28 protein-coding genes and 1 pseudogene are annotated in these 22,327 nt (G+C 69.1%); 12 read left to right on the top strand and 17 right to left on the bottom strand.

Annotated elements, in window-relative coordinates; all coding sequences use genetic code 11:
* The first annotated feature begins 4 nt into the window (after positions 1-4).
* The 8 genes from ACFPFQ_RS06840 (at position 5) to ACFPFQ_RS06805 (ending at position 6,834) form a co-directional block, all read left to right on the top strand.
* The gene (locus ACFPFQ_RS06840) at positions 5-946 is read left to right on the top strand and encodes a fumarylacetoacetate hydrolase family protein (RefSeq protein ID WP_379615888.1); all 942 of its coding nucleotides are present in this window, start codon (positions 5-7) and stop codon (positions 944-946) included.
* Entirely contained in the window at positions 946-1,827 is an 882-nt protein-coding gene (locus ACFPFQ_RS06835; RefSeq protein WP_379615886.1) for a branched-chain amino acid ABC transporter permease, read from the top strand. Before ACFPFQ_RS06840 ends, ACFPFQ_RS06835 begins: the two co-directional genes overlap by 1 nt.
* Positions 1,824-2,927 (top strand): branched-chain amino acid ABC transporter permease, encoded by a 1,104-nt coding sequence (locus ACFPFQ_RS06830; protein WP_379615884.1) that lies wholly within the window; start codon positions 1,824-1,826, stop codon positions 2,925-2,927. Before ACFPFQ_RS06835 ends, ACFPFQ_RS06830 begins: the two co-directional genes overlap by 4 nt.
* Before the next feature lie 62 nt (positions 2,928-2,989).
* On the top strand, positions 2,990-3,787 hold the full coding sequence (locus ACFPFQ_RS06825; protein WP_379615883.1) for an ABC transporter ATP-binding protein: 798 nt from the start codon (positions 2,990-2,992) through the stop codon (positions 3,785-3,787).
* Between the two features lie 35 nt (positions 3,788-3,822).
* On the top strand, positions 3,823-4,659 hold the full coding sequence (locus ACFPFQ_RS06820; RefSeq protein ID WP_379615881.1) for an ABC transporter ATP-binding protein: 837 nt from the start codon (positions 3,823-3,825) through the stop codon (positions 4,657-4,659).
* Entirely contained in the window at positions 4,656-5,846 is a 1,191-nt protein-coding gene (locus ACFPFQ_RS06815) for a cytochrome P450 (protein ID WP_379615879.1), read from the top strand. Before ACFPFQ_RS06820 ends, ACFPFQ_RS06815 begins: the two co-directional genes overlap by 4 nt.
* The gene (locus ACFPFQ_RS06810; RefSeq protein ID WP_379615877.1) at positions 5,843-6,034 is read left to right on the top strand and encodes a ferredoxin; all 192 of its coding nucleotides are present in this window, start codon (positions 5,843-5,845) and stop codon (positions 6,032-6,034) included. The genes ACFPFQ_RS06815 and ACFPFQ_RS06810 overlap by 4 nt, the downstream gene beginning before the upstream one ends.
* Before the next feature lie 104 nt (positions 6,035-6,138).
* A complete protein-coding gene (locus ACFPFQ_RS06805; protein ID WP_379615875.1) occupies positions 6,139-6,834 on the top strand; it encodes a GntR family transcriptional regulator in 696 nt (231 codons plus the stop codon).
* A 118-nt stretch (positions 6,835-6,952) separates the two neighbouring features.
* Here ACFPFQ_RS06805 and ACFPFQ_RS06800 read toward each other — a convergent pair whose 3' ends face one another.
* Both ACFPFQ_RS06800 and ACFPFQ_RS06795 read right to left on the bottom strand, forming a co-directional pair.
* Positions 6,953-8,332 (bottom strand): hypothetical protein, encoded by a 1,380-nt coding sequence (locus ACFPFQ_RS06800; protein WP_379615873.1) that lies wholly within the window; start codon positions 8,330-8,332, stop codon positions 6,953-6,955.
* 469 nt (positions 8,333-8,801) lie between these two features.
* Positions 8,802-9,815: a molybdopterin-dependent oxidoreductase gene (locus tag ACFPFQ_RS06795; protein ID WP_379615871.1), complete on the bottom strand. Its 1,014-nt coding sequence runs from the start codon at positions 9,813-9,815 to the stop codon at positions 8,802-8,804.
* A gap of 125 nt (positions 9,816-9,940) precedes the next feature.
* Here ACFPFQ_RS06795 and ACFPFQ_RS06790 point away from each other — a divergent pair, with 125 nt between their 5' ends.
* Entirely contained in the window at positions 9,941-11,389 is a 1,449-nt protein-coding gene (locus ACFPFQ_RS06790; protein WP_379615869.1) for a carboxylesterase/lipase family protein, read from the top strand.
* A 9-nt stretch (positions 11,390-11,398) separates the two neighbouring features.
* On the top strand, positions 11,399-11,983 hold the full coding sequence (locus tag ACFPFQ_RS06785; protein ID WP_379615867.1) for a TetR/AcrR family transcriptional regulator: 585 nt from the start codon (positions 11,399-11,401) through the stop codon (positions 11,981-11,983).
* Positions 11,984-12,091: 108 nt separating this feature from the next.
* Here ACFPFQ_RS06785 and ACFPFQ_RS06780 read toward each other — a convergent pair whose 3' ends face one another.
* The 6 genes and pseudogenes from ACFPFQ_RS06780 to ACFPFQ_RS06755 all read right to left on the bottom strand — a co-directional run.
* A complete protein-coding gene (locus tag ACFPFQ_RS06780; protein WP_379615865.1) occupies positions 12,092-12,844 on the bottom strand; it encodes an AraC family transcriptional regulator in 753 nt (250 codons plus the stop codon).
* 43 nt (positions 12,845-12,887) lie between these two features.
* The gene (locus ACFPFQ_RS06775; RefSeq protein ID WP_379615978.1) at positions 12,888-13,184 is read right to left on the bottom strand and encodes a putative quinol monooxygenase; all 297 of its coding nucleotides are present in this window, start codon (positions 13,182-13,184) and stop codon (positions 12,888-12,890) included.
* Between the two features lie 231 nt (positions 13,185-13,415).
* Positions 13,416-13,778 (bottom strand): nuclear transport factor 2 family protein, encoded by a 363-nt coding sequence (locus ACFPFQ_RS06770; RefSeq protein WP_379615863.1) that lies wholly within the window; start codon positions 13,776-13,778, stop codon positions 13,416-13,418.
* 75 nt (positions 13,779-13,853) lie between these two features.
* A complete protein-coding gene (locus ACFPFQ_RS06765) occupies positions 13,854-14,867 on the bottom strand; it encodes an HD domain-containing phosphohydrolase (RefSeq protein ID WP_379615861.1) in 1,014 nt (337 codons plus the stop codon).
* A complete protein-coding gene (locus tag ACFPFQ_RS06760; RefSeq protein WP_379615859.1) occupies positions 14,806-15,270 on the bottom strand; it encodes a hypothetical protein in 465 nt (154 codons plus the stop codon). The genes ACFPFQ_RS06765 and ACFPFQ_RS06760 overlap by 62 nt, the downstream gene beginning before the upstream one ends.
* A gap of 371 nt (positions 15,271-15,641) precedes the next feature.
* A pseudogene (locus ACFPFQ_RS06755) lies at positions 15,642-15,986 on the bottom strand (winged helix-turn-helix domain-containing protein); the annotation flags it as partial.
* Between the two features lie 8 nt (positions 15,987-15,994).
* On the opposite strand from ACFPFQ_RS06755, the gene ACFPFQ_RS06750 reads away from it, so the two are divergent.
* On the top strand, positions 15,995-16,135 hold the full coding sequence (locus tag ACFPFQ_RS06750; protein WP_379615857.1) for a hypothetical protein: 141 nt from the start codon (positions 15,995-15,997) through the stop codon (positions 16,133-16,135).
* On the opposite strand, the gene ACFPFQ_RS06745 is transcribed toward ACFPFQ_RS06750, so the two are convergent.
* Positions 16,118-17,137 carry an acyltransferase family protein gene (locus ACFPFQ_RS06745; RefSeq protein WP_379615855.1) on the bottom strand — a complete coding sequence of 340 codons (1,020 nt, stop codon included), beginning with the start codon at positions 17,135-17,137 and terminating at the stop codon, positions 16,118-16,120. The two genes, ACFPFQ_RS06750 and ACFPFQ_RS06745, sit on opposite strands and share 18 nt — an antisense overlap.
* A 400-nt stretch (positions 17,138-17,537) precedes the next feature.
* On the opposite strand from ACFPFQ_RS06745, the gene ACFPFQ_RS06740 reads away from it, so the two are divergent.
* Entirely contained in the window at positions 17,538-17,732 is a 195-nt protein-coding gene (locus tag ACFPFQ_RS06740) for a hypothetical protein (protein ID WP_379615853.1), read from the top strand.
* On the opposite strand, the gene ACFPFQ_RS06735 is transcribed toward ACFPFQ_RS06740, so the two are convergent.
* The 8 genes from ACFPFQ_RS06735 to ACFPFQ_RS06700 form a co-directional block, all read right to left on the bottom strand.
* On the bottom strand, positions 17,711-18,037 hold the full coding sequence (locus tag ACFPFQ_RS06735; RefSeq protein ID WP_379615851.1) for a hypothetical protein: 327 nt from the start codon (positions 18,035-18,037) through the stop codon (positions 17,711-17,713). The two genes, ACFPFQ_RS06740 and ACFPFQ_RS06735, sit on opposite strands and share 22 nt — an antisense overlap.
* A gap of 138 nt (positions 18,038-18,175) precedes the next feature.
* The gene (locus ACFPFQ_RS06730; RefSeq protein ID WP_379615849.1) at positions 18,176-18,370 is read right to left on the bottom strand and encodes a hypothetical protein; all 195 of its coding nucleotides are present in this window, start codon (positions 18,368-18,370) and stop codon (positions 18,176-18,178) included.
* 293 nt (positions 18,371-18,663) lie between these two features.
* Positions 18,664-19,098, bottom strand: coding sequence for a DUF3349 domain-containing protein (locus ACFPFQ_RS06725; protein ID WP_379615847.1), 435 nt, complete (start codon positions 19,096-19,098; stop codon positions 18,664-18,666).
* 64 nt (positions 19,099-19,162) lie between these two features.
* Positions 19,163-19,411, bottom strand: a complete 249-nt coding sequence (locus ACFPFQ_RS06720) for a hypothetical protein (RefSeq protein ID WP_379615845.1) — start codon at positions 19,409-19,411, stop codon at positions 19,163-19,165.
* Between the two features lie 45 nt (positions 19,412-19,456).
* Positions 19,457-20,047 (bottom strand): inorganic phosphate transporter, encoded by a 591-nt coding sequence (locus ACFPFQ_RS06715; RefSeq protein ID WP_379615843.1) that lies wholly within the window; start codon positions 20,045-20,047, stop codon positions 19,457-19,459.
* Positions 19,962-20,255 (bottom strand): DUF1330 domain-containing protein, encoded by a 294-nt coding sequence (locus tag ACFPFQ_RS06710; protein WP_379615841.1) that lies wholly within the window; start codon positions 20,253-20,255, stop codon positions 19,962-19,964. Before ACFPFQ_RS06710 ends, ACFPFQ_RS06715 begins: the two co-directional genes overlap by 86 nt.
* A gap of 33 nt (positions 20,256-20,288) precedes the next feature.
* Complete coding sequence (locus tag ACFPFQ_RS06705) at positions 20,289-21,689, bottom strand: MFS transporter (protein ID WP_379615839.1); 1,401 nt, start codon at positions 21,687-21,689, stop codon at positions 20,289-20,291.
* Between the two features lie 26 nt (positions 21,690-21,715).
* A complete protein-coding gene (locus tag ACFPFQ_RS06700; protein ID WP_379615837.1) occupies positions 21,716-22,174 on the bottom strand; it encodes a MarR family winged helix-turn-helix transcriptional regulator in 459 nt (152 codons plus the stop codon).
* Positions 22,175-22,327 lie beyond the last annotated feature (153 nt).

Here is a 22,327-nt window from a genome sequence, read left to right as displayed (position 1 = left end):
ATCGGTGTGCCCGCCGCAGCGTGGCGGCGCGCGTGTGCCAGACGAGAGAAAGCCAAGTGCGAGAGAATCAGGTAGGTACACCATGAAGCTCGTGAGCTACCGGCACGCCGGGCAGGAGTCCTTCGGCCGGCTCGTGGGCAGTGCCGTCATCGACTGCCGCGCGGCGACCCCGTACCACTCGATCCAGGAAGTCCTCCACCATGAGGCCCTGCCCGAGATCAGGCGTGTGACCGAGGGGCGCCGTCCCGACGTCGAGATTGCCGACGTCGACCTGCTTCCCGTGATCGTCAGCCCGGCGAAGGTGATCTGCGTCGGGCTCAACTACAAGAGCCACCGCGACGAGAGCGGCCGAGCGCCGGATGCGAAGCCGACGATCTTCACGCGATTCGCCGATACCCAGATCGGGGCCGGTCATCCGGTCACGATTCCCGCCGTCGTCGAGAAGTTCGACTACGAAGGCGAGCTGGCGGTGATCATCGGCAGGTCCGCGCGCCATGTCGACGTGGTTGATGCCTTCAGCTACGTCGCTGGTTACGCGCCCTACAACGACTTCAGTGCGCGCGACTGGCAGAAGCACAGCGGCCAGTGGACACCGGGGAAGAACTTCACCGGCACGGGCGCTTTCGGGCCGGCCATGGTGACCGCCGACGAGGTGGGTGAGGTCGAGGACCTCCTCCTCGAGACGCGGGTGAACAACGAGGTGCGCCAGTCGGCGAGGGTCGGCGAGCTGATCTTCACGATCCCCGAGCTGATCGCCTACATCACCACCTTCACCGAGCTCAACGCTGGTGATGTCATCGTGTCGGGAACCCCAGGAGGGGTGGGGCTCTTCCGTGACCCGCCGGTGTTCCTCGGCGACGGGGACGTCGTCGAGGTCGAGATCTCCCGGTTGGGGACATTGCGCACTCCCGTACGCTCGGCTCAGCGGGTTGAAGCGAGCGGCTGATGGGCACCGTCGTCTCGGGCCTCGCGGTCGGGTGCATCTACGCCCTGCTCGCGTGCGGATATGCCCTCATCTTCAAGGTGTCGCGGTCGCTGAACCTCGCGCTGGGCGCGTTCCTGCTGCTGGGCGGCTATCTGGCCTATCAGCTGGGCACCGCAGGAGCAGGGCTCCCGTTCGTGATCGCCGTGGCGATCAGTTGTGGCCTCGTCGCGGTCCTCGCCTTCGTCGTCTACCGCACCGTCGCGTGGCCCCTGATCCGGGCGCACCCCGACGCTTTGGTGATCGCCACGATCGGCGTGGATCTGACCGTGCGGTCGCTGCTGAGCTCCAACGATCACTGGAGCCTGAACGTGCTCGATGTCGGCCTGCCGGGCACGGGTCAGATCAGCGCCGGGGGCGACACGGTGGCCTCGGCGGACATCGTCATCATCGGTGTCACCGCTGCAGTGGGCCTGATCCTCGCGGCGGTCTTCCGCTGGAGCAACTTCGGACTGTCGATGCGGGCCTGCGCCGAGGACGGTGAGGTTGCCCTCGCCCAGGGCATCTCGATTCGTCGAAACCTCGCCGTCGCCTGGATCATCGCCGCCGCGCTGACAGCGTTGGTCGGGATCCTGGTCGGTGCGTCGCCACGCAACCTCGACATGTCCAACTACGCGTGGGCGTTCCGGGCGCTACCGGCAGCGGTGCTCGGCGGGATCGGGTCACTGCGCGGTGCCTTCGTCGGTGGGATCACCGTCGGCTACATCGAGGTGCTGGCGCTGATCTACCAGCCACCCTTCTTGGGTAGCGGCTTCTATCTCATCGTTCCGTACGCGGCGATGCTGGTCGTGCTGCTCATCCGGCCGCAGGGCCTGTTCGGGGTTCGGAAGGTGGCGAGGGCATGACCGCTAGCTCGGTGGTCCCCACCGTGACCAGATCCACCGATCCCGCTGTACCCCTCGGACGTCGCACCGGCGGACGCCCCTGGGCCGGCCCCGTTGTCATGGCGGCGATCCTCGTCGGCCTCCTCGCCGTCGGCCCGGGATCCCTGATGAACGTCGCCATCACCGCCTTCACCTTCGCGATCGCGGCACAGGGGCTGACGGTCCTGGCCGGCCCCGTCGGTGTGGTGAGCATCGGGTCGTCGGCGTTCGTGGGGGCCGGCGCGTTCGTGACGGCGTACTTCGTGAAGACCGCCGCGCTGGACCTGCTGCCCGCCATGATCCTCGGGATCCTGGTCTGCGGAGTACTGGGACTCGCTGCGGCTCCCATCGCGGGGAAACTGTCCGGGATCCAGATCGCCATCATCACGGTCGGTCTGAGCTTCCTGGCGCAGTACGTCTTCCAGGTCGCGACACCCTTCACCGGTGGCGGCGCCGGCCTGCAACTGGATGCGATCACCGTCGCCGGACACGACCTGAACGCGCCGCTGCGCCTGGCCGGGGTCATCGTGCCTGTGGACTCCGTCTTCCTCACCCTCACCACGATGATCCTTCTCCTGACGACGGTAGCCACCACCAACCTGCTCAAATCCCGCACAGGTCGAGCCCTGTACATGACGGGAACCTCCGCCATCGGCGCCCGCACCTTCGGAATCGACCCCGCCCGGTATCGAGCCATCGCCTTCATCTATGCGGCTGTACTCGGCGGACTCGCCGGTGGCCTGCTCGCGAGCCGACAGGGATTCATCTCCTGGGAGCAGTTCGGCATCGCGATGTCGATCAACCTGATCGCGGTGATCGTCCTCGGTGGACTGGGGTCGGTCTACGGGGCCATCGCCGGCGCCGTCGTGGTCTACGCCCTTCCCGAAGTCGTGAAGATCTATGCCGATGTCTTGCCCTTCGTGTCCATCAGCAGCTCGGGGCTCACCCCGGAACGAGCCACCGCCATCCTGTACGGGCTTCTCCTGGTCGTGATCACGGTCCTCGAGCCCGCCGGCCTTGCCGGTGTCCACCAGCGCCTCGCGCGACGAGCACGTCGCCTCATCGGGAGGGCGAAGACATGACCGAAGAGTCCGTGAGAACACCCGAGCTCGCGCAGGCGCACTCGACGAGGCTCGCCGAGCCGTTGCTGGCCATCGCGGGACTGAACCTCACCTACGCCCGATCGATCCGCGCCCTTCGCGGTGTGACCCTGAACGTGGGCAGGGGAGAGGTGGTCGCGCTCCTCGGCGCGAACGGCGCCGGCAAGTCGTCGCTCCTGCGGGCCGTATCGGGACTGCTGCCCCAGCACGGCGGATCGATGACCGCCGACAGCGCAACCCTTGAGGGCAACGTCCTGACCGGGCGTGACCCGGTACGGGCCGTCGGGCTCGGGATCCGCCAGGTCATGGAGGGCCGACGGATCTTCGTCAACCTCACCGTCCGCGAGAACCTGCTGACCGGGGCTGCCACGCTGAGGAGCAAGCGGGCTCGCAACGACGCCGTCGCGGCGATGATGGACCGCTTCCCCCTGCTGCGAGCTCGGGCCCAAGAGCAGGCGGGCCTGCTGTCGGGTGGGCAGCAACAGATCGTCGCCATCGCCAGGGCACTCGTCGGCTCGCCCAGACTTCTCATGCTCGACGAGCCCAGCCTGGGGCTCTCACCGCAGGCAACCCACGAGGTCGCCGCGCTGCTGACGGAACTGCATCGTGAAGGCCTCTCGATGTTGCTCGTCGAGCAGAACGTCTCACTCGCCCTCTCGCTGGCCGACTTCGGATACGTCCTGAGTCGAGGAGAAGTCGTCCGCGCGGGGACGAAGAAACAGCTGATGGACGATTCGCAGCTCTCCGAGCTCTACCTCGGTTCATCGCCCGGTGAGAACAGGGCTCTCGGCACAGCAACCGCGCAAGCGGTCGAGGGGAGCGATCTGCCGTGGTATCGCTAGACACGCAGGCCGCAGCGGGCCTCGTGGTCGAGTCCGTGGATCTTCGATTCGGCGGGGCGCACGTCCTTCGCGATGTCAGCCTCGAGGTGTATCCGGGCGAGATCATGGCGCTGATCGGGCCGAACGGGGCTGGGAAGACATCCCTGGTGAACGTGCTGACCAAGGTGTACCGGCCGAACCGGGGAGAAGTTCGCCTCTCCATCGACGGGAAGGTCTACACGCTCTCGCAGATGCGCGCGCACGAGCTCGTACGCATCGGCGTGGCCAGGACCTACCAGAACCTGCTCCTGCAGCCGGCGATGTCAGCCCTGGACAACGTCCTCATGGGACGCCACCCGCTGATGCGCGCGGGTACGTGGTCGAACCTTGTGTGGATCGGTCGGGCCAGCCGGGAGGACCGCCTGCACAGGGAGATCTGCCTGGAGATTCTCACCTTCCTCGGCCTTGGGCAGTACGCGCACGTCGTCGTCGGACAGCTACCGTACGGAATTCAGAAGCGCATCGAGATCGCTCGTGCCTTGGCAACCCGGCCTCGACTGCTGCTGCTCGACGAGCCTGCCGCAGGGCTCAACGAAGCCGAAACCGTCGAGATCGTGGAGCTTCTCCAGCGCATCCGCGCCAGCGGCCGTTGCACCCAGCTGTTGATCGATCACGACATGAGCCTGGTCATGGCGGTATCGGAGCGCATCGCCGTGCTGAACTTCGGCGAGATGATCGAAGTCGGCGCGGTCAAGGACGTCATCTCGAACCCCGAAGTCATCGCCGCCTACCTGGGCACAACATCGGAGCAACCCGCCCCCACACCACCGGGAACCGACGAGCACCGGTCGGATGGACGATCGGGGCGACTGCCCCTGAGGAGTAGCCAGTGACCACCACGCCTTTCGATCCTCTCAGCATCGCTGACAACCACAATGCGGAGACCACCCTGAGCGCCGCCCGGCGGTCGTGCCCGGTATCGCAGCCCTACCCGCATGTCAACGTGGTCGCCTCCGATGACCGTTGCCGAGAGGTGCTGCTCGACCCCGCTGTCTACTCGAACCACTTCAACTTCATCCTCGAGGATGGGCCTGCCCCGACGGAGCGGACCGGCGACTACAAATTCATCACGCGAATCGATCCTCCTGAGCACACCGCCCTTCGCCGGTTCCTGCGTCGATGGTTCTCGCCTGCCGGGCTCCGGTCGCTGGAACCCGCAGTCCGAAAGATCGTCGACGACGTCGTCGGGAACCTCCCGGATCGCGGGACCGTGGACCTGTTCAGCGACGTCGCCCACCTGGTGCCCGCGCGTACCGTCTATACCCTCCTGGGGATACCTCCTGCCGACTGGTCGACCATTCAGGAGTGGTCGGACCAGGGCAACCAGGACCTGCCGCGGCAGAATCCGGAGGCGACCGGACGTGTCCGTGATTACCTCATCGAGCTGCTCGCCGCCCGGCGCACGTCAGGGGAGCGCCACGACGACGTGATCGACGGATTTCTCTACCCGGGCGAGGACCCGCCGTTTGCGGCTGAGGACATCGTCCAGCACATACGCCAGCTGATTGCCGCCGGTACCGACACCACGAGCGGCCTCATCGTCAATGTGTTCTACCGGCTCCTGGAAGATGATGCGCGGTGGAATCGCCTCGTCGGGGATCCCGCGCTGTCCACGCCGGCCGTCGAGGAGTCGTTGCGCCGAGACTCACCGATTCAGTACACCCTGCGCACGGTGGCGAAGGAAGCGGATCTGGGAGGCTGCCCGGTCATGCCCCGCGACCGCGTCGTGGTGAGTCTCCAGTCTGCGAATTGGGACGAGGAATCGTGGGGCGAGAACGCACTCGACTACGATCTCGATCGGCCGGGTCCGGCCGGCCACATCGCGTTCGGCTCGGGAATCCACTCCTGTCTGGGTGCACCGCTGGCTCGCCTGGAAGCTCGGTTGACGCTCGAGGTCATGGCCGCGACGTTCCCCGCCCTGCACCTGGCTGAGGGATTCAACTGGGTGCCGATCGAGAGCTTGCAGATGCGGCGCCCCAAGGCGTTGCCGGCCGAACTGGGCGGACGGAAGCAGTCATGAGGATCGAAGTCGACCGCGATCGGTGCGAAGGCCACGGCCTGTGCGAGGCAGCTGCCCCCGGGCACCTACATCTCGACGACGACGGTGAGCTGATCATCGATCGCCCCGACATCTCCGATGGTGAGCGTGAGTCCGCGACGATGGCCACGCGGGTCTGCCCCGTGGCTGCCTTGCGGCTCACGTCCTGAACGCACTGGCTGCCACCCGCTGCCGTGTCAGGCTCCGCGGCGAGCACTATTATCGATAATTCCAGTAATTAGGGATAATCGGAAACATATAGTACGATCGGGGCATGGTGCGAACCGCTACGGCAGAGAGTCTGGGCGCCGACGTCTACGCGGGCATCCGGAGCGCGATACTCAACGGCGACTTCCAGCCCGGTCAGCGGCTGAAGGCCTTGGAGTTGCGCGGGCGCTTCGGGGGCGTCAGCTTGAGTGTTGTGCGCGAGGCGCTGAGCCGGTTAGCCGCCGAGCGGTTGGTTGTCGCCCGTTACAACCAGGGCTTCACCGTCGCTGAGGTCACAGCCAAAGGTATTGTTGATCTCACCTCCATTCGTTGCCTGATCGAGGGTCACGCGTTACGGCTGTCGATCGAGCGCGGTGACTTCGAATGGGAGTCGGCTGTAGTGGCCGCTCACCATGTGCTTCGGCGCACGCCGAGAAGGTCTCCAGGGGCGGGAGGAACTCCCGAGGCTTGGGCCATCGCGCATCGGGTGTTTCATAAAGCCTTGATCGGGGCCTGTGATATTCCTGACTTGCTTGACATCTGCAACTCTTTGATGAACGGCAGTGAACTCTACCGGCGTGTCGCGGCCAGGGTGAGCGATGGCACCCGAGATGTCGACCAAGAACACGAGAACCTGATGGCGCTCGCTGTCGCACGCAAGACTGACGAAGCGCTTGCGGCGTTCGAATCGCACCTGCAGTGCACCGCAAGCCAGGTGCTGACCGGGCTCGAGCTCGACCGGAACGGCGTGGGAAGCGATTGATCATGGCTGTCCTGTGGACCAGTGCCAGACGCGCGCAGCCACGACGGTCGCGGGGAACGTGCGCAACGGCGTCCGCCGCCGCCCGGGTGGGGCGGCGGCAGACGGATAGAGGTGAGGCTCAGGAGTCCCAGATGGGGCCGAAGGCGGGGATGCCGCGCTGCTGCAGCTCGCTGACCATCTTCAGGGTGGCCGCCTTGTTGGAGATGCAGATGACGGCCTCGGCGCCGCTCTCGAGGTAGGCCTTGTAGGCCAGCTCGGCGAGGTCGGGCTTGCCGTCCTCGTCGGTGTTCCACAGCACGGCGTTCGGCTGGGCGGTGAGGATCTGGTCGACCAGCTCGGTGCCGTAGGTGCGCTCCGGGTGCCGGGTGACCCAGACCAGCTGCGCCGGGGTCGGGTCGTTGAGCAGGTGGGGCAGGCACGGGGCGATGCCGCTGCCGGTGGCGACCCAGACGACCTTGGTGAACAGCCGGGCGCAGGTGCCCACTCCGGTGGTGGGGACCCCGCGAACCCACAGGTGGTCGGGGGTATCGGCGATGAGCTCGGACGTCCAGTCACCGGCGCGGGAGATGGCCAGCTGGAAGCCGGGTGCGTCCGGAGTCATCATGTTGGCGAAGGCGTGCCACTCGCCGAGCGGGGTGCGGGCGACCCGGGAGGCGGAGCCGGTCCGAGGCCGCTTCTCGGTCGGGAAGCGGACCAGCGCCACGTGGCTCGACGGCGTGAAGACCTCGACGGGCACCCGGCGCAGCTGCAGCCACGGGATGGCCGCACCGATCAGCAGCACGACGAGGATCCAGGTATTGGGCGAGGCGGCCAACGTGGTGAGGACGTCGCCCCCGGTGCTGATCGCGACCAGGAAGGTCAGGCAGACGAACAGGGCCAGTGCCAGCCAGCCGCCGTAGCGGTGGGTGGACTCGAAGACGTAGTGGTGCCGCTCCCGCATCGACGGACGGGCGCAGGCGGCGATGACGACGAGGTCCAGCGCGATGGTCAACGCGACGCAGACGAGGGCGGTGTGCACGCCGGCGACGGCGCCGAGCTGCGGCTGGGTCAGCAGCACGGCGGTGAAGGCCAGGAACCACCCGGTCGCCGAGATCGCACATCCGACGTGGACGCCGCCACCGATCTGGTAGACCTTCGCCAGCGCCGCCCGCAGCCGGAGTGGCCAGCTCAGCGGTGCCTTCGTGGCCACCGCGAACAGTGCGTTGACGACGTACTGATGACGGATCAGCACGGCCGCGGCCATGTTGACGCTGGCGGCGGTGATGGTCGTGACGAACAGGGTGGCGGCACTCGGGGCGCTGAGCAGCACGGCGAGTGCGACGAGCGCGTTCACCGCCAGGCCGGTGACGATCAGGCGGTGGAACGGGGTGAAGCGGCTGCCGGCGAGGCGGTGCTCCGCCGACACCGGCGGGAGGTCGATGACGTGGGTGATGGGGCGGTGCGCACGCGGCGTCGCGGCAGTGCGGATCGTGGGTCGGGGAAGGAGATCGATGCTCATGGGGTGCCTCGCTCGGCTGGGTCCGGGCTGTTCCCGGCGTGCATTCAGCCTCGCCGTGACACCGCCGTCGGACCCTCGACCGATCGCGCCCTTCGGGAGATGACCGTGCCCTCCACCGATCGGTGGAGGGCACGGTCATCCGCCGGTCGGTACCGGCTCGGACGGAGCGACCGGGCCGGCTGGTGGCTCCGAGCGCCGCGGGTGGAGAGCACCTGTCAAGACCTGCGGATGGGTCTGACTCGCTGATCGCTGATCATCTCTTGTTGTCGGGTTGTTCGGCGGGATGTGGTTGACGGCGATGGGACCACCGCCGCCTCACCATTGATGGTCACCGCCCCAGGCCCACCGGAAACGGAGGAGGTCCGGCGGCCGTGGCGACGGTGGGTCAGGTCGGGGTAGCGGGCGCCGAGTTGGCTGCCGGTGGTGTTGCGCAGGCGCAGCGGCGGTAGCCGCCGGGAGCGGGCTGCGGTCACTGCAGGGGGAACGGTGACTGTGCCCAGTACGGCGTGCCGGACAGGTGGACCGCGCTCACCCACTTCACCCACCAGAACCCGCGCCGCCCCGGGGCCACCAGCCGGACGGGAGCACCGCGCCCGGGCCGCAACGGCTGGCCGCCGGTGGCGGTGGCGAGCCACAGGATACCGGCGTCGGAGGGTGCGAACAGGCGCGTGTAACCGGTGGCGCTGACCACCTCGATACTGGCCGCAGCCCGCAGTTCGGTAGCGGGGAGCAGCCGATCGAGCCGGGTCGCGGTCCAGGTCTCCTCGGCGTACCAACCGCTGGTGCAGTCCAGGCGGACGTCGACGGGTTCCGCCAGTGCAGCGAGGTCGATGATGGCGAAGGGCCGGCCGGCGACGTCGACGTGGTGGGTGGTCGGGTCCAGGAGGGGTACCCGGTCCAGCAGCCAGATCGTGGCGGGAACCTCGGACGGCGCGATCTGGTGCGAGCCGGTCGGTGCGCGCCCGGCGGCGGCGGATCCGGTCCATCGGCCGACGCCCTCCAGCAGCAGGTAACCCGTACCCGTCGCGGCGGCGAACGCGCCGGTGCGCAGCAGCGCGCGCCGGCTGATGTCGCGGCGGCGGAACCCCTGGCGGCGTCGGTGTCGCACGAGGTGCACCACCAGCAGCGGCAGGGCGATCAGCGCCCCGCCCACGTGCAGTTGCACCGCGGTCAGCCCGGCAACTCCGGCCGGCCCGACGAAGACGAGGGCGAACCCACCCGCGAGGCACGCGATGATCGCGACGGCGAGCAGCAGGCTCATCGGCCGCCAGGTCCGGGCCCGGCGCACGATCGTCGCCTTCCACGGCGCCAGCGCGATGATGCCGAGCCCGAGCAGGCCGTGGGCCGTGGTGACCAGCTCGGCGGGAACCGGCGCGGCTGCGGCGAACGCCAACCAGCCGGTGCCGAACGCGCCCATGAGGAGCAGGAGGAGGGCCAGGTTGGTCCGGCGGCCGGCCCTGCGCAACGCCGGGAGCCCAGACATGTGAGCGAGTATCCCCGGACAGCATCACCTGGGCTGCAGTCCCGTTCGCTGCGGTCCATCGTTTCGACGGTCGCCCATGGCAAAACCGCTTTCCTGAGCTGCTTGCCCAAGCTACTTTCCGCCCCATGGATGCAGAGACGATCGCGGTACGTGTGGCGGCCGGGGAGCTCCGGGGTACCGGCGAAGCCGGTCTCGGAGTCTTTCGCGGTATCCCCTTCGCCCGACCCCCTGTCGGCGAGCTCCGGTTCGCCGCGCCCCGGCCGGTCGCCTCGTGGGAGGGCGCGCGGGATGCGATGCAGTTCGGGCCGCCGCCTCCGCAGGCGGGCTTCTTCGGAATGGACGCGCTGGTCCGCGCGTCCGACGACTGGCTGACGCTCAACGTGTGGACGCCCGACTTCGGCGCTCGACTGCCGGTCATGGTCTGGATCCAGGGCGGCGGCTACGGGATCGGTGTGTCCAGCCTGCCGGAGTACGACGGCGCGTGCCTCGCACGTGACGGTGTCGTGGTGGTGACGTTCAACTACCGCGTGGGCGTCGAAGGTTTCGGGCAGATCGACGGCATGCCCGCCAATCGGGGACTGCTCGACCAGGTGGCCGCGCTGGAATGGGTGCGTGACAACATCCACGCCTTCGGTGGCGATCCCGACCAGGTCACGATCTTCGGAGAGTCCGCGGGGGGCGGGTCGGTCGCGGCGCTGATGGCGATGCCCCGGGCGGCAGGGTTGTTCCACAGAGCCATTGCGCAGAGCGTGCCGGGCACGTTCTTCCACCCGGCACTCGCATCCGACATCACGGCGGCGCTCGGTCTGCCGAACCTGTCCGAGGTCGAGCCGCGCAAGCTGGCCGAGGCGGCCGACGCGGTCATGGCGCGGATCGGCGAGTGCACGCCACGGTGGGGCCTGGCTGCGCAGCGCGCGATTCTGTTCGCCCCTGTCGTCGACGGCGACATCCTGCCCGCGACGCCGTGGCAGGCTCTCGCCGACGGGGCCGGGCGGGATGTCGACCTCGTCGTCGGCCACACCCGCGACGAGCACCGGCTGTTCATGGTGATCGAAGGCCTGCTCGGTACGGTCACCCCGGAACAAGCAGCGAACGCGATGGAGACCTTCGCCCCCCAGCCCTACGGCCACGGAGAGCCGGAGCAGCTCTACGAACTGGTCCACTCCGACTGGCTGTTCCGGATGCCGTCACTGCACCTGGCCGAGTCTCAGATCATCGGGGGCGGCCGGGCCCATCTCTACGAACTGACCTGGCCCGGCGCGCTCGGGGCCTGCCACGGCCTCGACGTGCCGCTCGTCTTCGGCAACCTGGCCGTGGGCGGTCCGGCCATGCTGATCGGCGGGAAGCCGGAGGCTGCGGAGCTGTCGGCGCGGATGCGGGAAGCGTGGATCGGATTCGCCACGACCGGTGATCCGGGCTGGCCCACCTACGACGCCGAGCGTCGGCTCACGCAGGTCTTCGACAGCACGTCGATCGTGACGCCCTACCCCGAGGACGACTCCCGCCAGGCCTGGCGGGACCACAGGTTCGACCCCCTGCCGCTGCTCGATCCCACGACGCGGGTGGTGAGGTAGCTTCGGCGCGTGCGAGGGCAGCAGGCCAGGGGGTCCAGTAGGCGCGCCCAGATCGTTTCGGCGGCGATCGAGGTGATCGCCGCCGACGGTTTCGCCAACGCGACGTTCAGCCGGATCGCCAAGCAGGCAGGCTTGTCGAGTACGAGCCTGATCAGCTATCACTTCGCCGGCAAGGAAGATCTGCTCGCGGCCTGCCTCACCGAGATCGAGGCGATCACCAACGGGTTCATGCAGGCCCGCATCGGCGCCGCACGAGGCCACGTCGCGCAGCTGCGTGCGTACGTCGAGTCGAACGTCGCGCTCGTCGGTGAGCACCCGGCGGCTGTCCGTGCGCTGATCGACCTGGTCAAGAACGCCGGCTCGCAGAGCCAGGCCGTGAACGGACGCCTCGCGCTGATCGAGGAGCACTTCCGCGGCGGGCAGGACGCAGGCGTGTTCCGGCACTTCGATGCGCGGATGGCCGCGATCGCCCTCACCAGCGGAGTCGACGCGGTCGTCGCCACCGCGGCGCGGGCAACCCCCGAACCGGCCGAGCTGGCCCGCTTGGGGCGTGATCTCTCAGACCTGTACGTGCGAGCCATCACCCCCGCGTGATGCCCCCTCCCGGTGGGGTCCATCCGACCGGCTCCACCCGCGGTTCAACCGCAATCCTCGCGCCGGCCGGCGGGCGTCTGAGATGCGCGTCGACTCAGGGCATCGGTGTCAGGGATGGAAGCTGGCGCGGTACTCGGTGGGCGTGCGGCCGGTCAGCTCATGGAAGGCGGCGTTGAACGCGGACAGGGACGTGTAGCCGACCATGAAGGCGATCCTGGTCACCGGGGTGTCGCCCGCGGCGAGTTCCTCGACCGCCCGTAGCAGGCGCATCCGGCGCAGGACCGCCCGCCATGTCATGCCGGTCTCGCCCGCGAACCGGCGGGCCAGCGATCGCGGCGCCAGGCCGACCTCCTGTGCCACGTCCTCGAAACGAACCTCTCCCTCGAGCCGCTGCTCGGTCAGTTGCAGGGCCCGGCGCAGTTCCGGGGAACGCCCGACCGGCACGACGACCGGGCTCGGCCGTTCGGCAAGCTGCCAGGTCACCGCGGCGAGGGCGGCGAACAGGGTCTCGGCGTAGGCAGTGAGGGGTTCGTCGCTCTCTCCCCACCCGCCGCACTCAGCCACCAGTGCGCGGGCCAGCGGGCTGAGGTCGAACACGGTCAACGGTGCCGGCGGGGGTGGTGCGAACCCCGCGTCGAACAACACCGACGCCGTCGTGACCGGCCGGGGGATGCTGACCCGAACCGCCCGGCCCGCCTCGATCAGAGCGGCCCGGGCCGGCGGCAGCAACCACGCCCGGCCCTGCGCCTCCAACCGGAGGGCGCCGGCGGAGGCGCAGAGGAGGTAGTGGCGATCGACGCAGAAGTCGCGGGCGGGTCCCGTCTCGAACGTGCGCACGAAGCTGTACGCCCTGCGGGTCATCGACGGCCTCGCACGGACCGACCCTAGCCCGTAGCGCTACCGGTCAGCCGACCGTCGCCAGCAACTCTGCGCGGAAACGCCTGCTCACCGGCACGCCGACGATGATCGGTCGAACCGCCTCGCCGAAACGTGCGAAGGACGCTGAGCTCAGGTAGCCGTCGAACGATGCCTCGTCCTCCCACTCATGCAGGATGGTGATCCGGCTGTCGTCCTCTCGCGAGGCGTATACCCGGAAGGCGAGGTTGCCGAGCATCGCGCGGATCTCGTGACGTTCGGCGTCGAGATGGTCGAGGGCGACCGCGCGGTCGGTGGCGGCGGTAGCGAAATCGACGATGGCCATGAACACGGGGACCTCCTGGATCGGAGCAGCGATCGCTGCAGATGAGATGCATTGATCCTCACGCGGCACCTGCTCGTCCGGCCTCCGTCGACCGGACGCCTTCGCGCTCCCATCGGACAGACTCGCCCCTACCCAGACCCAGGCAGGCGCCGGCGTGTCACTCCCTCGCGGGGTGCAGCAGGCTCTCGCGGTTCGGCCGGTTGCAGACCCGCAGCAGTAACCGGATCGCGATCACTGCGGCGGGTGCCCTGCTGTGGTGTCCTCTCCGCTGCTCGCGGCGATGTGCTTGGCGGTGTCGCAGTAGTGGCGGAACCGCACCACCTGCCGGCCGCCGCCGACGATGTCGAGGACGGCGAAGTCGAGGACTGTCCAGCTGCTGATCACGGTGAAGAACTCCGCGGCCTGCGCCGGGCCACGACGCGGAAGCAGGTGCGGCACCTGGGCGCGTTGGGCGAAATTGTCGGGCCATGTCTCCCACGCGACGTCCTCGGAGAGCGTGTCGAGGATCGCCGGGACGTCGCCGCGGCCGAACGCAGCGTAGATGTCGGCGACGGCGGTGGCATTAGTGCTCGTGGTGGTGTCCATGGTGGACATCGGTCTCCTTCGCCTGGGGCTTCGACGAGGGAGATGCTCGCGCCGGGGGACGTGCGGCCACATCGGTCGTTCGACCTATTCGGGCAGTAGCCCGTGCTCTATCGCGAAGACGGCCGCCCCGGCCCGGGTTCGTCGCCCGGTCTTGTCGTAGACGTGCGTGAGGTGGTGGCCGACGGTGCGCTCGGAGACCACCAGTTCGGCGGCGATCCCCCGGTTGGACAGACCCCGAGCGGCGAGACGGAGCACCTCGACCTCGCGGTCGGTGAGCTCGCACGGCCACACGCGTCGTGGCCGGGGCAGCCCGGCGCCCTCGATGACCGCGGCACAGGCCTGATGATCCAGCCGCCCCGCCGCCTCCACCTGCAACAGTTCCCGCGCGCGTTCGCCAGTCATCGCCGGCCGGTACGGGCGGGTGTCGGTGGCGGCGGCGAACACGTCGGCAGCGGCGAGCAGCCGGGCCGCGAACGGCAGCTCGGCAGCATGCACACCGCGGTGGTAGCCGCTGCCGTCGCAGCGTTCGTGGTGGGCGGCGGCGAGCTCGGCGAGTGCGGCGAGCCCGGGACAACGACGCAGGATCCGGTCCGTCCAGTAGGCGTGCAGCCGTACCCGTTCCCAGTCGGCCGTCCCGAGTGGACCCGGCCGGTCCCAGACCTCGCTGGACACTGCGGCCCGTCCCAGATCGTGCACCAGCCCGGCCGCCCGCAGCACCGTGCGCTCCGACCCCGAGAGACCCTCCACACCGACCGTCGTGCCCGCTCCGGGCTCGGCGGCCACGACGGCCGCGAGCATGTCCGGGGCATCCAGCACGGCGAGCAGCGCGTCGGCATCGTCGAGGAAGGCCGCGGCCAGGTCCGGATCGAGGTGCCCGCCTGCACGACGCGCTACCTCCGCACAAGCCGCGACACGCCCGCCCTCGGCATGGGCGAACACGGCCTGTTCCGCCACGTGTACTACGCGGCCCAGCAGTGACAACTCCTCGCCGCGGCGCCCGCCCGGGATACCCCGTCCGTCCCACCGCTCGTACACGTCATCGAGAGCTTCGACCGCGGTGGCCGGCAACCCGAGCGCACCGCCGAGTGCCCGGCTCACCTCGCAGCCCGCACCTGGCGGCCCGCGGTCCCTGGATGGGCGCGATCTCGGTGAACCGTCGCGCCAGCTCACCTTGCCGTTGCGGCGCCCAGTCACCGAATGCCGCGAGTTGGCTCCCGAATACGTTGGGGTCACCGGGGTCGAGCCGCTTGAGCGCCGCCTGGAATGCCCGGTCGTCGACGAACAGTGCGGCGTTCTCCGGCGCGGCAGCAGTGCAACCGATCGAGCGCAGCAGGGAGGCATGGAACAGCGCCAGCCGCTCGGCCTCGGCCAGACCGAGCGCCCGACCGAACGCCGTGGCCACCACGCAGGTGCGCAAGCCCTTCTCCACTGGCACGCCGGCGGCCAGATCGGTGGTCAACGACAACGCCGCGAACACTTCCGCAACCCGGATCCGGGACATCGCAGCAGGATAGATCGCTCCGCCGCGGCCCGGTCCATGCAGAAGTCAGGAAACGATCGGCTGCTGGGTTGCGCCCGTACGCCAGACGCGCAGGTCGCCACCGGCGCTGCATCGGGTGCTACCCATCGAAGCGTTCGGGGGAGAACACCGCGATCGGGACGGAGCTCGCGGCGTCCAAGGCGATGTCGGGCCTGGCCCGCAAACAGATCGTCCATGACGTGCGGTGCTGTGCGGTCGCGCACCGGGCAGCCGCACCCAACGCATTCGCACACTCGTGATCGCCCTCGCGATGCTGCTCCTGGTGGTGGGCGCCACCCTGTTCGTCCTGCACGGCATTGTTGCCGATGGCCCGGGTACGGGCATCTGCACGGCTACGAGTTCGGCACCTGATCGGTGCGGGTCTCGATCCGGTAGCCGTGGCCCCGGAGCGTGACGATCTGTGGGACATCTCCGTGCTCGGCATGCGCCGCCAGGTGTTTGCGCAGCGCTGCGACGTGGACGTCGAGGGTCTTGGTGGAGCCGAACCAGTGCTCGTCCCAGACGTCGGTCATGAGGGTGGCGCGGCTGATCGCGACGCCGGGTTCGGCGGTGAGGCGAGCGAGGAGGTCGAACTCCTTGGCGCGCAACGGAATCTCGTGCTCGTGGACGGCGGCGCGGCGCCCGGCGGTGTCGACGACGAGGTCGCCGATGGCGATGGTGGGGTGGTCTCGGGTCGGGTGCGGGCGTGGTGAGCCTGGCGCTGACAGCCGTCATCGTCGGCCTGGTCGTCTACCTCGCGGTCACCCGCCGGGACGTGCAGTCCGAGGTCGACATCCGTGCGTTCCCCGGGTGGGGACGGGCGATCTCCTCACGAACCGATCAGTGAGCGGCTGTGCCGACCCAGTACCCGCTTCGCGGCGAACGTGGCGGCGGCTGTCACCCCGACCACCGCGACGGTCAGTGCGAACCAGGTGAGCAGGGTGCCCTCCGGCACGTCGCCGAGCAGGTACCGCGAGCCCAGCACGAACGCATAGAGCAGGTAGACGTGCACGAAGAAGATCGTGAAGCTGATGTCGGCGATGGGGGTCAGCCGGGTCCCGATCGCTGAGGCGAACCGTTGCAGCACGCCGATGAGCGCGAAGGCGAGCACCAGCTTCATGAGCAGCATCTCGTCGATGAGCCGGTATTCCCCGGAGAAGAAGCTGCGCGAGTAGTCGCCGCCGTGGGTCGGGGAGAACAGGAATCGTGTGATCACGGCGCCGACGAACACGGCAAGCAGCCACGGCCAGACACGCAGGAGCAGCGGCTCGAGCCGGTCGCGCTCGTGACAGGCCCACATCCCGATGAGATAGACGGGCAGGAAGTACAGGGCGATCGCCGCGGTCTCGATCTCCGGTGGCCGGTGGGCGAGCAGCGAGAAGGCGAGCAGCGGCAGTGTGATCCAGTACAGCCGTGGATGGCGCACCACGAGGATGAACAGCGGAGCGGCCAGGTAGAACAGCGCGATCATCGGGACGAACCACATCGGATAGTCCGGGGTGCCGAGCCCGGTCACCAGGATGGTGGCGATGCGATAGAGCGGGTGCGGCTCGGTGTTGCGGGTGGTCCAGAGGATGAACGCGATGCCCGGCGTGAGTGTGACGGCGTAAGGGAGGATGACGTTGCGGAGCTTGCGGCCCAGGTAGCGGCGGTAGTCGAAAGTCGCGGCCAGGTGTTGGAACAGGAAGCCGGCGATGAACAGGAACAGCACCGTGCCGTAGTCGAGCACGTCGGCGAGCAGGTCCATCGTGCGTGGCTCGGCCGTCCGTCCGAGGGTGAACGCGGCATGCCCGGCGACGATGAACACGATGGCGACCGCACGGAAGTTGTGCACGTACCGAAGGAACATTCACATCCTTTCGAGGGCCGACCCGCGACGTCCGCCACCGCGCGGTCTCGGTGCGACGGCGGCGTCAGGATGGTGTCCGCCCGGTCGGATCAATGGGCCGCCGGCCGATGAATATCCTGTGAACGGGTGGCGACGGACCGGGGTGGAGTCGTCACCCGAGCGCGGTGAGCAACGCGGTGAGGGCTGATGCCGATGAGGAAGACGCCTGCTGGTCATCTTCGCTGTGGATGCTGGACGGAGGCGTCGGGAAGCTGTCCGGCTGGGAGCACGGACCACAACCCTGGTGTGCGCGGCTCGCGCGCAACGCTGAGTGATCGGCTTGCGCCGTTGGTGGCAATGATCTCTGCGGATGGAGCAACGTGACCCTGGTTGTGTGCACAAAGTCCGTGCCCACGGTGTGGTGAGTGTCCGGGTGATGTTCGAGGGCGGGCCCGCCGACGGCGTCGTGCAGGAGTACCCGTTGCTCGACCGCGCCCTGCCCAGCTTGTACTGGCACCGCGACGAGCCCAGCGAGCTGCGCGGGATCTATCACCTGCTCAACCGGGATCCGGACCCCGACACCGGTGTGTGGCGCTACGGGTTCACCTCGCCGTAGCGCGGGCGCGCAGTGGTTCCTGCGCGAGCCGGTAGGCTGGCGGCGGAGGCCACTGCCTCGGACAGGCGGGTGAGGTGTTCGTCGAACCAGGCCCGGCGGCATCGGTGCCAGCCGGTGTCGGAGGCCGGTTGCGCGAGCCCCGTCCAGCCGCAGGTGCAGCCGGGGAGGTAGGCGGTGAAGGTGCGCTCGGCGCAGCGGCGCACGTCGGTCCAGGCGTCGCTGAAGGCGCCGTTGCGGTAGCGGCCGGCGACGAACCCGGCATGGCCGTCCGGGGCCGTGGGGCCCGCGGCGACGGTGAACAACATCCGAACATGATGTCGCAGGTTCGTGGACCGGCAACGACATTCGCGCCGAGTTCACCTGATCCACTATCGCCGTACTCGACCGACATGAGTCCGGCCGGGGAGGGTCCGTGCCGACTGCACGAGCGGGTGCTGGGCCGGCTATGTGGCTGGTGTGGGAACGAACGAGGAGGACAGGCGCGCGCGGGCGACGCTGAGATGTCGACCGACCTCACCGGTGATGCGTTCGGCGTCTGCGGACCACAGCTGGTGGCGCTCGGCGTCAGGCAGCGCCTGGTAGCGGATCATCAGCGCTTCGACGGCGTCGAACAGATCGCTGACGGCGGCAGAGCGCACGGTCGAAGCGCAGGGGACGGGGCAGGTCACCGCGTCAGATGTATACCGGGCTGGTGGGGGTTGGTCTGGGTGTTGTCGGAGGCCGTGGCGTGAAGGTCGGGATACGGCAGCGCGTCGCTGCTGCGGGGTTACCCGGAACGGTCCGAGCCGACGTCGAACGCCGGCTGCAGGTGCGCGGTTGGGGTGGTGTCGAGGCGCAGTACGTTCGTGGTGGCGCAGTCGACGGGTGGCCAGGCCGGAAGACCCGCCGCGCCGTTGGGGTCGCCGGAGCGCGAACTGCACCCAGGCGTCGATCATCTGGGTGGAGAGTGGCTGCTGGGCGGGGTGAACCCGTCGGTGCCGGGCCGGAGCTGGGCCAGGTCGAAGCCGTGGGCGGCGCCGAGGGGGAAGTCCGGGACCAGGGGCAGTATCAGTGTGGGTGGTGGCGGTGCGGTGCGGTCGGCGAACTCGAAGGCGTGGGGTCCACGTGATGGGGGGCGGCGAGGGGCCATCTGCCTGCGGCGAGGCGGGCCGGCCCGCACGCGAGCGACGTCGGAGTCGGTGGGCCGGGCACCGCCGATGCGCCCTGCCGCGTCGCGGATGGCGTCGGCGGTGGCGGGGTCGCCCTTGTCCGCGAGTTCGTCGGCTATCGCAGTGACGTCGGCGTCGGACAGCTGGCTGCCGAGCAGGGCGACCAGTGGCAGGTGGTCCTGCGGGGGAGGCCTTCGGGGTAGCCCGCACGAAGCCATTCGATGATCGAGCTGAGAAACGGTGGCAGAGCCATCCGTCACGTCCTTTCAGGGATCGGATGGGTCAGCTCATGGCGACGATGAGGTAGATGCCCGCCGCGACGGCGGCCACCACCCCGGCGAAGCAGAGCACCGCGGCGGTCATCCGTACCGGCCCCACCTCGGCCGCGCCGTCGCCGGTGACCGGCGCCGGGGAGCCGGTGGCGCTGAGCGCGCGCAGCCCCACTGCGAACAGCGCGGGCAGTCCGGCGCCGAACACGAGCCCGAGGCCGAGGATGAGGCCGACGGCATCGAGGTTGATCCAGGCGTTCATCTCGTCACCCTGTCCGGTCGATGCGGGAAGTCATGCGGTGGTTCTTCATGCCGAGGTCGAGGCGGCGACGTCGCGCCGGGGCGGTGCGACCCCACCGGCCCACTCCTGGTTGACGTTGCCCGCGTGCACGGCGGTCCTGCGTGATCGCAGGTAGATGAACGCGGCGATCGCGAGCAGCACGATGAACATCACGATGACGCCCGCCGTGCCGCCGATGAGGTGCGCCAGGAAGCAGGTCACCGCCCCGACGACCGCGGCGGCGGGAAGGGTGAACAGCCACGCGGTGGCCATGCGCCCGGCGACGCCCCAGCGGACCTGGGCGCCCTTCTTGCCGATCCCGGTGCCGAGGACCGATCCGGTGGCGACGTGGGTGGTGGACAGCGAGTAGCCGAAGCTGCTGGAGAGCAGGATGACTGCGGCCGAGGAGGATTCGGCAGCCATCCCCTGGGGCGACCTCAAGGAGAGCTGAGGAGCGAAGGCGGCAGTGGCCCGCCGGACACGCCGCCGGCCACTGCCGCCTTCGTGTTCATCGCCGACGCGGCCTCGATCGTCAGTCGAGGCCTTCGATGATGCGGAAGTCGCGCTCGACGCCGTCAGCAAGTGCGGCCAGCGCCTCCTGGTAGGCCGCACTCGCATGTGCGGCGACAGCCTGTTCGAAGCTGGCGAACTCGATCAGGACGGTGCGCCCGGCGATTCCGGCGTCATGCGCCACGACCCGACCGTCGCGGGCGAGGATCCGACCGCCCCCGGCCTTGACGGCCGCAGGGGCCAGCTTGTTGTAGGCAGCCAGCTTCTCGGGGTCTGCAATCGTGCGGTAGGCGCTGACCCAGTAGCCCTTGGGCATGGAACCTCCAGTGTCGGGATGCGTTCATCTGACTCACGGGTGGGTCTCGGACGAGCGTCTGCGGGCGAGAGCGAGGCTCGTCAGTGTCGTGATCGCCATGGCGCCGATGCCGACCAGCGCCGCGGTGGTGTAGGCGCTGTCGTCGGGGAAGAGGTGGTCGGGGACGGTGCCCGCGGCGAGGATCAGGCCGCCGATGGCGCTGCCCAGGGAGTACCCGACGCTGCGGACGACGTAGTTGAAGCTCATGGCGCTCGATGTCTCGTTCTGGGGGGTGACGGCCAGGATGACGCCGGGCATGGCGGCCGAGAAGCTGCCGACGCCGAAGCCCAGCACGCCCATGGCCGCGAGCAGTTCGGCCAGCTCGAACCGGGCGGTGGCGAACAGGACGAACCCGCCGCCGACGATGACAGCGCTGGCGGCCAGGAGCAGGGGGCCGTCGATCCGCATCCGGACCCGCGGCGTGAGCTTGCCGGCGACGAACCCCAGCACGGAGAACGGGATGAGGACCAGCCCCGCATCGAAGGTGGTCAGTCCGAAGCCGTAGCCGGCGCTGTGCGGCGTCTGCGCGTAGCGGGTGATGAGCGTGAGCAGGAGGTACATGCCGCTCCCGCCGACGAACATGGCGATGTTCGCCCCGGCGACCGCCGGGTGCCGTACCGCCCGGACGTCGATCAGGGGCGCCGAGGTTCGCAGCTCGGAAACGGTCCAGATGCACAGCAGGAGCATGGCGGCGACGGCAAGGGTCACCGCCACGGCGAGGTGTCGGCTCCAGAGGCTCATCTCGCCGGCCAGGAACAGGACGAGGAGTAGTCCACCGGCAAGTACGAGCGCACCGACCACGTTCACGTGAGCGGAGCGACCCTCGGGAGCTGCGGGCATGGAGCGCCACGCGGTCACGAAGGCGATGGCGGTGACGAGCAGGCCGAGGCCGTAGGCGGCCCGCAGGCCGGCGAGCTCGGCGAGCAGTGCGGCCAACGGGTAGCCGACGCCGGCGCCGATGATGGAGACCACGGAGATCAGGGCGATCGTGGCCGCGCTGCGCTCCTCGGGGAGGTGGTCGCGGGCCACACCCATCATCAGCGCCGTGAGACCGAGTCCGACGCCTTGGGCCGCTCTGCCCACGAGCAGCCAGGCGAACGGCAGCGGCAGCACCGTGAACGCGCTGCCGACGACGACGATCGCCAGCGTGGCGAGGATCGTGGCCCGCCGGTGCGGACCGGCTCCGAGCCGGCCGATGACGGGTGTGGCAACGGCACCGCTGAGCAGGGCGATGGTCAGCGTCCACTGCGCGCTGTCGAGGGAGACGTGGAACGTGGTCGCCACGCTGGTGATGAGCGGCGTCCCGAGGCTTGCAACCGCCGCCACGACCAGTGCGATGAACATCAGGGCGGGGACCAGCAGGCGTGCTGGGGAACGTGGCGGGGGAGTGCTCATGGGCTGGTCATGAGCCTGGGCGTCGGTCACCGGTCCGACTCCGCTCCGGCGTGGCCTTCGAGCTCCGCCAGATGCCGCAGCGCCGGAAGGGCTGCTGCCAGGGCCTCGACCTCGTCACCGGTGAGCTCGTCGATCAACCGCGCGTACGCGTCGACGCCCGCCTGGCGTCGCGTCCGGACGTACGACGCGCCGGCCTCGGTCAGGCGCACCAGCGTGACCCGCTTGTCGGACGGATCGCCCTTCCGCTCGGCCAGCCCGGCTTCCTCCAACACCCGGACCAGCACGGTCATCGCGGGCTGGGTGACGCCCTCGGCCACCGCCAGATCGGTGATCCGTCGCGGGCCGGTCTTGTGCAGGGTGGCCAAGGTGGCGGCGGATGTCAGGCTCATGTCGCGGGGAAGGCGTCTCGTGGCCCTGGTGGCCAGGCCGTAGAGGGCTGCCCCGACGGCGGCGGACGCGCCAGGAGGGGTGTCTTGCCGACGCACGCTCGAAGCATAGCAACTTTATATTTAGAGTCTATGGAAATGTTTCGGGTACCGGACCTGTCGTCGAGGGGACTGCCGAAGCTGTGTTGATGGCCGTCAGCCGGTCGCCAGATCGCGATGCGGCTGGGTGGCGTGCCCTGGCTTTACCGCCGC

This window comes from Pseudonocardia sp. GCM10023141 (assembly GCF_042653605.1).
The sequence above is the reverse complement of the archived record's forward strand: the minus strand, read 5'-3'. Positions and strand labels throughout refer to the sequence as shown.

What these genes read in the sequence shown, in the direction of transcription:
- ACFPFQ_RS06735 (WP_379615851.1), bottom strand. Translation starts at nt 18,037, where the DNA reads ATGTTGTTCACCGTCGCCGCGGGCCCCACGGCCCCGGACGGCCATGCC.
- ACFPFQ_RS06715 (WP_379615843.1), bottom strand. Translation starts at nt 20,047, where the DNA reads ATGCGAGTGCGGCCTACCAGGAGGCGCTGGCCGCACTTGCTGACGGCG.
- ACFPFQ_RS06745 (WP_379615855.1), bottom strand. Translation starts at nt 17,137, where the DNA reads ATGTTCCTTCGGTACGTGCACAACTTCCGTGCGGTCGCCATCGTGTTC.
- ACFPFQ_RS06780 (WP_379615865.1), bottom strand. Translation starts at nt 12,844, where the DNA reads ATGACCCGCAGGGCGTACAGCTTCGTGCGCACGTTCGAGACGGGACCC.
- ACFPFQ_RS06720 (WP_379615845.1), bottom strand. Translation starts at nt 19,411, where the DNA reads ATGAACGCCTGGATCAACCTCGATGCCGTCGGCCTCATCCTCGGCCTC.
- ACFPFQ_RS06710 (WP_379615841.1), bottom strand. Translation starts at nt 20,255, where the DNA reads ATGCCCAAGGGCTACTGGGTCAGCGCCTACCGCACGATTGCAGACCCC.
- ACFPFQ_RS06760 (WP_379615859.1), bottom strand. Translation starts at nt 15,270, where the DNA reads ATGTCCCGGATCCGGGTTGCGGAAGTGTTCGCGGCGTTGTCGTTGACC.
- ACFPFQ_RS06770 (WP_379615863.1), bottom strand. Translation starts at nt 13,778, where the DNA reads ATGTCCACCATGGACACCACCACGAGCACTAATGCCACCGCCGTCGCC.
- ACFPFQ_RS06725 (WP_379615847.1), bottom strand. Translation starts at nt 19,098, where the DNA reads ATGGCTTCGTGCGGGCTACCCCGAAGGCCTCCCCCGCAGGACCACCTG.
- ACFPFQ_RS06835 (WP_379615886.1), top strand. Translation starts at nt 946, where the DNA reads ATGGGCACCGTCGTCTCGGGCCTCGCGGTCGGGTGCATCTACGCCCTG.
- ACFPFQ_RS06830 (WP_379615884.1), top strand. Translation starts at nt 1,824, where the DNA reads ATGACCGCTAGCTCGGTGGTCCCCACCGTGACCAGATCCACCGATCCC.
- ACFPFQ_RS06775 (WP_379615978.1), bottom strand. Translation starts at nt 13,184, where the DNA reads ATGGCCATCGTCGATTTCGCTACCGCCGCCACCGACCGCGCGGTCGCC.
- ACFPFQ_RS06810 (WP_379615877.1), top strand. Translation starts at nt 5,843, where the DNA reads ATGAGGATCGAAGTCGACCGCGATCGGTGCGAAGGCCACGGCCTGTGC.
- ACFPFQ_RS06800 (WP_379615873.1), bottom strand. Translation starts at nt 8,332, where the DNA reads ATGAGCATCGATCTCCTTCCCCGACCCACGATCCGCACTGCCGCGACG.
- ACFPFQ_RS06705 (WP_379615839.1), bottom strand. Translation starts at nt 21,689, where the DNA reads ATGAGCACTCCCCCGCCACGTTCCCCAGCACGCCTGCTGGTCCCCGCC.
- ACFPFQ_RS06795 (WP_379615871.1), bottom strand. Translation starts at nt 9,815, where the DNA reads ATGTCTGGGCTCCCGGCGTTGCGCAGGGCCGGCCGCCGGACCAACCTG.
- ACFPFQ_RS06805 (WP_379615875.1), top strand. Translation starts at nt 6,139, where the DNA reads ATGGTGCGAACCGCTACGGCAGAGAGTCTGGGCGCCGACGTCTACGCG.
- ACFPFQ_RS06790 (WP_379615869.1), top strand. Translation starts at nt 9,941, where the DNA reads ATGGATGCAGAGACGATCGCGGTACGTGTGGCGGCCGGGGAGCTCCGG.